Below are 2,908 nucleotides of genomic sequence, written 5' to 3' on the forward strand. Positions count from 1 at the left end.
GACAGTTGACAGTTGACAGTTGACAGTTGACAGTTGACAGTTGACAGTTGACAGTAGGCGAACTGTTTTTTATAGCGGCAGGTTGAAACCTGTCGCTGCGTTTTTTGGCTACAATAATAATAATAATAGTCAAGCAACTTGTGTAGCGGGAAAAATAGCAAAATGCGATCGCTCGTCGAAACCGAAACCAGTACCGAAACCCGATTCTATTGGTGGCCTTACCCGTTTGTCCAGGGCGAATTCATTGCCGGAGCAGATGCTACAATCAACGGCCCAGCAGCTTATAATACATCTCCAGCACTTGGCGATCGCGATCGAGCCTTTTTACTATCAGTCAGGGAAAACCCACCAGCACCGTCGGAATGAGTGCTCGCATTATTTTCAGATTATTAAATAAAACAATCATTAAGATACAGATTTTTCACTGTTTATTCTGATGAGTACAATTAGACAAGCAGCCCATAGGTAGCTGTCTAACTCATGACTCTAATTGATAAATTTTACTTCTATTTTGCAGGCAAAAGTACGCGTAGCGTAGCTATCCGGTAAGGAATAGCCCCCAAGTGGCACGAACCAAATTTATATCCACAAGACGGCAAATACAACACAACATATACGGTTTGCCACAATGCCCGAATCGATCGCACGCCGTACATTAGGAAGAGTAAAGAAAAGCAGTCGAAAGCTGTAGCAGTAGAAGCCTCACCGATGCAACCGTCCCCCAACAGGTTCGGTAAACACCCCTTCATCGCAAGGTCTAACCGCCCGCAGTATAGAGATAAGCACCCTATCGAAGACTGTATTAAAGCAGAACTGACTACCCGTAAACCGCGAGGTAGAATCGCAGTCCTGAATAACCAGACTATCACACAGATAGAAAACCAAAATTTTGTAGAGATTGGAGCCGGAACACCCCTATGGGAAAAGTAGTTGGAATTGACTTAGGTACGACAAACTCCTGCGTCGCAGTTATGGAAGGCGGCAAACCCACCGTCATAGCCAACGCCGAAGGGGGTCGCACCACACCTTCCGTAGTAGCATACGCTAAAAATGGCGATCAACTCGTCGGACAAATCGCCAAGCGTCAAGCCGTGATGAACGCCGAAAACACCTTTTACTCAGTAAAACGGTTTATCGGGCGCCGGGTTGACGAAGTAACCCACGAAACCACTGAAGTTTCGTACAAAGTCCTGAAAGTCGGCAACAGCCTGAAACTCGACTGTCCCGCCCGCGGCAAGCAATTTGCTCCGGAAGAAATTTCCGCGCAAGTGTTGCGCAAACTCGTAGAAGATGCCAGCAAATACCTAGGCGAAACTGTTACCCAAGCGGTAATTACAGTGCCCGCTTACTTCAACGACTCCCAACGCCAAGCTACTAAAGACGCTGGAAAAATTGCCGGTATTGAAGTTCTGCGGATTATTAACGAACCTACAGCGGCGGCTTTAGCCTACGGATTAGATAGAAAGAGCAGCGAAATCATCCTCGTATTTGACTTGGGTGGCGGTACTTTCGACGTATCGATTCTCGAAGTAGGCGACGGCGTATTTGAAGTGCTAGCAACTTCTGGAGACACTCACCTCGGCGGTGACGACTTCGACAAAAAAATCGTCGATTTCATCGCTAACGAATTCCAAAGAGCCGAAGGAATTGACCTCCGCAAAGATAAACAAGCACTCCAACGCCTGACGGAAGCAGCCGAAAAAGCCAAGATTGAACTGTCGAGCGTTACTCAAGCAGAAATCAACTTGCCGTTTATTACTGCGACTCAAGACGGGCCAAAACACTTGGACACCACCTTGACTCGGGCCAAGTTTGAAGAGCTTTGTTCTGATTTGATCGATCGCTCTCGCATTCCCGTAGAAAATGCAATCCGCGACGCCAAACTCGACAAATCTGCAATTAACGAAGTTGTATTAGTTGGTGGTTCTACACGCATTCCAGCCGTGCAAGAACTCGTCAAAAAAATCCTCGGCAAAGACCCCAACCAAACGGTAAACCCGGATGAAGTGGTCGCAGTCGGTGCAGCAATTCAAGCTGGCGTGCTCGCAGGCGAAGTCAAAGACATCCTGTTGCTCGACGTTACCCCGCTGTCTCTGGGCGTGGAAACCTTGGGTGGCGTGATGACCAAAATCATTCCCCGCAACACCACCATTCCTACTAAGAAGTCGGAAACTTTCTCGACTGCTGTAGACGGTCAAACAAACGTGGAAATTCACGTTTTGCAAGGCGAACGGGAAATGGCGAATGACAACAAGGATTTAGGAACTTTCCGCTTAGATGGAGTTCCCCCAGCTCCCCGTGGCGTCCCTCAAATTGAAGTTACTTTCGATATCGATGCTAACGGTATTTTGAATGTAGCCGCCAAGGATAAAGGTACTGGTAAAGAACAATCGATTAGCATTACTGGTGCTTCAACTTTGCCCAGCAATGAAGTCGATCGCATGGTTCGGGAAGCCGAATCCAATGCGACTGCTGACAAAGAACGTCGCGAACGGATCGATCGCAAAAACCAAGCCGATTCTCAAGCCTATCAAATCGAGAAGCAGTTGGCAGAATTGGGCGATAAAGTTCCCGCTGGTGACAAAACCAAGATTGAAGGATTGCTAAAAGACTTGCGGGCTGCGATCGAGAGCGAAGATGACGATCGCATCAAAACCCTAACAACAGAGTTGCAGCAAGCATTTTACGCAGTCAGCAGCAACCTGTACCAACAAGCAGGCGGCCCAACTGACGGTAGCGCAGGCGGCCCCACAGGCGGCCCAACTGACGGCGGCGACGACGTGATTGATGCCGACTTCACCGAAGGCAACAAATAGCAGGCTAATACCAATTTTTATCAGGCTGCATAGAATTCGATCCCCCCTAGCCCCCCTTAATAAGGGGGGGACAAGATTCTTCTCAAAGTCCC

At 48.3% G+C, this 2,908-nt stretch carries 2 protein-coding genes; both read left to right on the forward strand.

Annotation, left to right across the window (positions count from 1 at the left end; genetic code table 11):
• The first annotated feature begins 162 nt into the window (after positions 1-162).
• Positions 163-366 (forward strand): hypothetical protein, encoded by a 204-nt coding sequence (locus QT974_RS33065; protein WP_333472594.1) that lies wholly within the window; start codon positions 163-165, stop codon positions 364-366.
• A 551-nt stretch (positions 367-917) separates the two neighbouring features.
• On the forward strand, positions 918-2,816 hold the full coding sequence (gene dnaK / locus QT974_RS33070; RefSeq protein ID WP_333472595.1) for a molecular chaperone DnaK: 1,899 nt from the start codon (positions 918-920) through the stop codon (positions 2,814-2,816).
• Positions 2,817-2,908 lie beyond the last annotated feature (92 nt).

Origin of the sequence: Microcoleus sp. BM001215392 (assembly GCF_036700185.1) — a bacterium.
Lineage (GTDB): Bacteria > Cyanobacteriota > Cyanobacteriia > Cyanobacteriales > Microcoleaceae > Microcoleus.

Bases quoted from the DNA above. Each gene is read 5' to 3' on its own strand.
- QT974_RS33065 (WP_333472594.1), top strand. From the start codon at position 163: ATGCGATCGCTCGTCGAAACCGAAACCAGTACCGAAACCCGATTCTAT.
- dnaK (WP_333472595.1), top strand. From the start codon at position 918: ATGGGAAAAGTAGTTGGAATTGACTTAGGTACGACAAACTCCTGCGTC.